The organism is Rhodopseudomonas sp. BR0C11, assembly GCF_010820945.1.
In the GTDB taxonomy this organism is placed as follows: Bacteria; Pseudomonadota; Alphaproteobacteria; order Rhizobiales; family Xanthobacteraceae; genus Rhodopseudomonas; species Rhodopseudomonas palustris_H.
The window spans coordinates 1-6,107 of record NZ_QTKI01000301.1 but is presented as its reverse complement, the minus strand read 5'-3'; the positions used below and the strand labels follow the sequence as shown (position 1 = coordinate 6,107).

Here is a 6,107-nt window from a genome sequence, read left to right as displayed (position 1 = left end):
CGACCAAGCAATCCAGCGTCGTGCACGGAGCTGGATTGCTTCATCTTCGGCTCGCAATGACGGGTGGAAGCACTGAAGATGGCGCGCGCAGGCTCAGACTCGCTGAAGCGCCCCCTCACCCCACCCCTCTCCCCGCGCGCGGGGAGAGGGAGCGCGCTGCCGTTGCCGTGAAGCATGTCACCCCCAATGAGCGGTCGCGCTGCGACGCTCGCGTCGCTCAGTTCTTGTAGATCTTATCGAACACGCCGCCATCGGCGAAGTGTTCGGTCTGCGCCTTGGTCCAGCCGCCGAACACATCGTCGATCGTGAACAGATCGACCTTGGCGAACGCCCCTTCGTGCTTCTTGGCAACCTCCGGATCGCGCGGACGGTAGAAGTTCCGTGCGGCGATTTCCTGACCGTCCTTGGAGTACAGGTACTTCAGATAGGCTTCGGCGGTCGCGCGGGTGCCCTTTTTGTCGACGACGGTATCGACGACCGCGACCGGCGGCTCGGCGAGGATCGACACCGACGGCGCCACGATCTCGAATTTGTCGGCGCCGAATTCCTTCACGGCGAGATAGGCTTCGTTCTCCCAGGCCAGCAGTACGTCGCCGACGCCACGCTCGACGAAGGTGACGGTGGAGCCGCGCGCGCCGGTGTCGAGCACCGGAACCTGCTTGTAGAGCTTGGCGACGAAGTCACGCGCCGCCTCCGGCGAGCCGGCCTTCTTCAGCGCATAGCCCCAGGCCGCCAGGTAGTTCCAGCGCGCACCGCCCGAGGTTTTCGGGTTCGGCGTGATCACGCTGACGCCGGACTTGAGCAAATCGTCCCAGTCCTTGATGCCCTTCGGATTGCCCTTGCGCACCAAGAACACGATGGTCGAGGTGTAGGGCGAGGAGTTTTGCGGCAGGCGCTTCTGCCAGTCCTTCGCCAGCAAGCCTTTGTTGGCGATTGCATCGATGTCGTAGGCGAGTGCCAGCGTGACGACGTCCGCCTGCAGGCCGTCGATCACCGAGCGCGCCTGCGCGCCCGAGCCGCCATGCGACTGCTTGATCGTGACGTTGTTGCCGGATTCCTTCTGGTACGCGGCGGCGAACGATTTGTTGAAATCGGCATACAGCTCGCGCGTCGGATCGTACGACACGTTCAGCAGCGATACGTCGGCCGCGTTCGCGGCGGTCGCCACCAACAGGCCGGCGAAGATGGGAAGGAAACGGCGAAGCATCGATGATCTCCATTGTGCTTGACGACGTCGGTGTCGTCGGCGCGGAGGGGCGAAAGTCACGAACAAAGCGGGCCAAGTCAACGAAACGGCATTTCAATGTTCGCTTAGTTGCAACAGCAATGTCCTATGAAGTCTTGATCGTGTGAATGCCGCATTCCGTCTTGCCGCGTCCGCGCCAGCGGCCGGCGCGGGCATCCTCACCGGCTTCAGCGCGGCTGGTACACGGCATACAGCCGACGGAGAGAAAGCCCGAAGCGAGCAGGGGGTGCTGCGGCAGCTTGGCGGTGGCGTAGATCGCCGCGATGTCGGTCGGCGTGACGTTGGCGAACGGATTGAACTTCAGCCGCTTGCCGTCGGCTTCGACGACCGGAATGTCGGCGCGCACGCCGCCCTGAAAGCGCTTGCGGCCGTTGATCCAGCCGTCGAACGGCGCCAGCGCCCGCTTCAGCGGTTCGACTTTGCGGATCAGACAGCATTTGTCCGGATCGGAAAACCATAACTCGCGCGCCGCATCGTCGCGATCGAGATCGGCCTCGAGCGGCTTGATCGAGCGTACGTCGCGCAGGCCGAGTACGTCGGCGAGCGTATCGCGATAGGCGAGGGTTTCTTCGAACAGCCAGCCGGTATCGAGAAACACCACCGGGATTGCCGGATCGACGTCCGCCATCACTTTCAACAACGCTGCAGACTCGGTGCCGAATGACGACACCAGCGCCAGTTTATCGCGGCCGATTTCGCGGAGCGCTGCGGCGATGACCTCGGCCGGCGAGGCGGCCCGCAGCGCGGCATCGAGTGCATGCGCGCGCGCCTCCACGCCCGTGGAGGCGGGAGTGGAGAGGGGGAGAGATTGCGCCAGCTCGGTCATCGGTCACTACGTCCTGAGGTCACAACGTCCTGATCATCACGGTCGATCACTCCGCCATTGTGCTCAGCATCTCGACTGACCACGAAGGAGGATTGACTAGAAATATTTTCTATCTATGTATCTTACAAGCGCCATCGATAGAAAATTATTCTTTCTGCTGATGGCTTTCGAAAGAGAAATTCCATCTCCGTTTTACGCGTTCCAGAGATGTCCGTTCTCCTGCTGCTTCGGACGGCGTTTCGAACCCGTAGCCACGACCGGCCCGGCGCTGATCCGGACCGCCAATTCGGGAGCTTGTCATGACGCTCGCTGCGCGAGAAACCGCCGCCCTGGTTTCGGTCCCTGAGCGGAGTTTGGTGCCTGAGCCGCCGCTTGCGGATCAGCTCCGCGCGATGGATCACCTCGACGCGCTGGAGGCGCAGAGCATCTACATCCTGCGCGAGGCGTTCGCCCGGCTGAAGAAGCTGGCGCTGCTGTGGTCGCTCGGCAAAGACTCCAACGTGATGATCTGGCTGGCACGGAAAGCGTTCTTCGGCCGCGTCCCGTTTCCGGCGCTCCACGTCGATACCGGCAAGAAATTTCCCGAGATGTACGCGTTCCGCGATACCTACGCGAAGGAATGGGATCTCGATCTGCGTGTCGATCCATGCCCGCCGATCGACAGCGTCGATCCGACGCTGCCGCCGGCTGCACGCTCCGCTGCGCGCAAGACCGAAGGACTCAAGCTCGCGCTCGCCAAATACGGCTTCGACGGACTGATCGCCGGTATCCGCCGCGACGAGGAAGCCACTCGTGCGAAGGAGAGGGTGTTCTCGCCGCGCGGCACCGAGGGCGGGTGGGATGTCCGTGACCAGCCGCCGGAATTCTGGGATCAGTTCAACGCCTCGCCGCCGCCCGGCGCGCATCTGCGCATCCACCCGATCCTGCATTGGACCGAGGCCGACATCTGGGCCTACACCAAGCGCGAAGGCATCCCGATCATTCCGCTGTATCTATCGCAAAACGGCAAGCGTTACCGCTCGCTCGGCGATCAGGACATCACCTTCCCGGTGGACTCGAACGCCGCCTCGATCGACGAGATCCTGCTCGAACTCGAGACCACCAAGGTGCCGGAGCGCGCCGGCCGTGCGCTCGACCACGAAACCGAGGACGCGTTCGAGCGGCTTCGTGTCGCCGGCTATCTGTGATCAGCACCCGTGAGTGACGCCATGACCATCGCCGTTCCGCCCGCCTCGCTCGCCGCCGACGCCGTTCGTCCGCTGGTGCGCATCGTCATCGTCGGTCACGTCGACCACGGCAAGTCGACCCTAGTCGGCCGCCTGCTGCACGAAACCGGTTCGCTGCCCGAAGGCAAGCTCGAGATGCTGAAAACGGTCAGTGCCCGCCGCGGCATGCCGTTCGAGTGGTCGTTCCTGCTCGATGCGCTGCAGACCGAGCGCGACCAGGGTATCACCATCGACACCACCCAGATCCGCTTCCGCACGCCGTCGCGCGACGTGGTGCTGATCGACGCGCCCGGCCACGCCGAATTCCTGCGCAATATGATCACCGGCGCCTCGCAGGCCGACGGCGCGGTGCTGATCATCGACGCGCTCGAAGGCGTGCGCGATCAGACGCGGCGTCACGGCTATCTGCTGCAACTGCTCGGCATCAAGCAGGTCGCCGTGGTGGTCAACAAGATGGACCGGGTCGAGTTCTCGGCGGCGCGGTTCGGTGACATCAGCAACGAGATCACCGCGCATCTGACCTCGCTCGGCGTCACGCCGACCGCCGTGATTCCGATCTCGGCGCGCGAAGGTGACGGCGTGGCGGCGCGCACCGACAACATCGCCTGGTACGACGGCCCGACCGTGGTCGAGGCGATCGACAAGCTGACCCCGGCGCAGCCGCTCGACGCGTTGCCGCTGCGCCTCGCCGTGCAGGCGATCTACAAGTTCGACGATCGCCGTATCGTCGCCGGCCGTATCGAGTCTGGGCATCTGCGGGCGGGCGACGACATCGTCATCATGCCGGCCGGCAAGATCGCCAAGATCAAGACCGTCGAAGGTTGGCCGGTGACCCCGCTCGCCGGCGCGTTCGGTGCCGGCCGTTCGGTCGGCATCACGCTCGACCGTGAGCTGTTCGTCGAGCGCGGCGACGTGATCGGTCATGCCGGCAATGCTCCGCGCGACACCCGCCGGCTGCGCGCGCGGATTTTCTGGCTGCACGATCAGCCGCTCACCGCCGGCGCCTCGGTGCTGGTGCGGCTCGGCACCCGCGAGACCCGCGCGAATGTCGTGGCGATTGAGAAGGCGGTCGATCCCGGCGATCTCGCCAGCGAGGCCGCATCCGAGATCAAACGCAATCATGTCGGCGAAATCGATCTGTCGCTGTCGCAGCCGGTCGCGGCCGATCCGGCCGATAGCAATCCGCGCACCGGGCGACTGGTGATCGAAATCAACGGCCGGATCGCGGGCGGCGGTCTGGTGCTCAGCGTCGATAGCGGCCAGCGCGCCGCGACCGCCGATATCGTCCCAGTGGAGTCCGCGCTGCTGCCGGGCGAACGCGCCGCGCGCTATCGCCACAACGGCGCGGTGTTGTGGTTCACCGGGCTGCCGGGCTCCGGCAAGACCACGATCGCGCGGGCGCTCGAGCGCCGGCTGTTCGATCGCGGCGGCTCGCCGATCCTGCTCGACGGCGACACGCTGCGTGCCGGGCTCAACAGCGACCTCGGCTTTTCGCCGGCGGACCGCGCGGAGAACATCCGCCGCCTCGCCGAGCTCGCCGCGCATCTCGCCGCCAACGGCCATGTGGCGATCGTTGCGGCAGTATCGCCGGCGCTCGCCGACCGCGCCGCGGCACGGCGCATCGCGGGTGATCGCTTCCGCGAGATTTATGTCGCGACCTCGGCTGACGTCTGCGAACAGCGCGATCCGAAGGGGCATTACGCCAAGGCGCGTGCCGGCGGATTGCCGAACTTCACCGGCATCGGCAACGACTATCAGCCGCCGACCGCGAGCGAACTGGTGCTCGACACCGCGGGCCTGTCGGTCAGCGAAGCCGTAGGGCAGGTCGAGACCATGCTGGCGCAGACCGACGTGTTGATCGAAGACCTCGCCGATCTCGCAGCGCATATCTGATGCGGGCTACGGCACCGTGACGAGCCGGTCGAGCGGAGCGGTCAGACGCCACCGCAGGCCGGATTCGGGGTAGCTGATCTCGACCTCTGCCCCGAGCGCGGCGCGGGGATTGCGGTCGATCATCACAGTGCCGAAGCCGGCACGGTTCGGCTCGCCGACCGGCGGGCCGCCTTGCTCATGCCAAATCAGGTCGAGCTTGCGGCCTTCGGCCGTATCACGGACGTCGCAAGCAATCCGCACGCTGCCGTCCGCATTCGAGAGCGCGCCATACTTGGTCGCGTTGGTGGTCAGCTCGTGGATCGCCAGCCCGATCGTTTCCGAGGCGACCGGCGACAACAGCAACTCGCGCTCGCCCTCAATCGACACCCGGGTGTTGATCAGGTCGTTCACCGCGGCGAGCTGTGATTCGATCAGTTCAGCGATCGGCGTTCCCGACCAGTTGCGCTTGATCAGGAGGTCCTGGTTGCGGCTGAGTGCCTGCAGCCGCGCCCCGAGGCTTTCGGCGAAGCTCCGGTCCGCAGTGCGCATCACCATCGCCTGCACCACCGCCAGCATGTTCTTGGCGCGGTGGTTGATCTCGCCCATTAGCATCTGGATCTGCTGTTCGTGCTGGCGCTGCACCGTGATGTCGGTGTTGGTGCCGAACCAGCGCCACACTTGGCCGGTGTGGTCGCGCAGCGGCATCGCCCGCGACAGGAACCAGCGATACTCACCGTCTTTGCCGCGTAGCGGGAACGTGTCCTCCCACTCTTCGCCGGTGTCCCAGCTATGCTGCAGCCGGCTGCTGACCCGATCGAGATGATCGGGATGATGCACCGTGGTCCAGCCTTCGCCCTGCATCTGTTCGAGCGTGGTGCCGGTGTAGTCGAACCAGCGGTCGTTGTACCCTGTCTCTTATACACCTCTCCTGTTACCG

General features: G+C 65.2%; 5 protein-coding genes and 1 pseudogene. 2 read left to right on the top strand and 4 right to left on the bottom strand.

The genetic code is table 11. The annotated features are described in order from the left end of the window. Nucleotides 1-217 precede the first annotated feature (217 nt). Both DYI24_RS19350 and DYI24_RS19345 read right to left on the bottom strand, forming a co-directional pair. The gene (locus tag DYI24_RS19350) at nucleotides 218-1,207 is read right to left on the bottom strand and encodes a sulfate ABC transporter substrate-binding protein (RefSeq protein WP_107342937.1); all 990 of its coding nucleotides are present in this window, start codon (nucleotides 1,205-1,207) and stop codon (nucleotides 218-220) included. A gap of 124 nt (nucleotides 1,208-1,331) precedes the next feature. Continuing rightward, on the bottom strand, nucleotides 1,332-2,072 hold the full coding sequence (locus DYI24_RS19345) for a phosphoadenylyl-sulfate reductase (RefSeq protein WP_164573460.1): 741 nt from the start codon (nucleotides 2,070-2,072) through the stop codon (nucleotides 1,332-1,334). Between the two features lie 392 nt (nucleotides 2,073-2,464). Here DYI24_RS19345 and cysD point away from each other — a divergent pair, with 392 nt between their 5' ends. Together cysD and cysC are read left to right on the top strand one after the other, a co-directional pair. After that, nucleotides 2,465-3,259 (top strand): sulfate adenylyltransferase subunit CysD, encoded by a 795-nt coding sequence (gene cysD / locus DYI24_RS19340; RefSeq protein ID WP_107342939.1) that lies wholly within the window; start codon nucleotides 2,465-2,467, stop codon nucleotides 3,257-3,259. A gap of 21 nt (nucleotides 3,260-3,280) precedes the next feature. Then, entirely contained in the window at nucleotides 3,281-5,191 is a 1,911-nt protein-coding gene (gene cysC, locus DYI24_RS19335; RefSeq protein WP_164573459.1) for an adenylyl-sulfate kinase, read from the top strand. A 6-nt stretch (nucleotides 5,192-5,197) separates the two neighbouring features. On the opposite strand, the gene DYI24_RS19330 is transcribed toward cysC, so the two are convergent. Further along, nucleotides 5,198-5,776 carry a sensor histidine kinase gene (locus DYI24_RS19330; RefSeq protein ID WP_283810877.1) on the bottom strand — a complete coding sequence of 193 codons (579 nt, stop codon included), beginning with the start codon at nucleotides 5,774-5,776 and terminating at the stop codon, nucleotides 5,198-5,200. 24 nt (nucleotides 5,777-5,800) lie between these two features. Then, nucleotides 5,801-6,064: pseudogene (locus DYI24_RS28570) on the bottom strand (PAS domain-containing protein); the annotation flags it as partial. Nucleotides 6,065-6,107 lie beyond the last annotated feature (43 nt).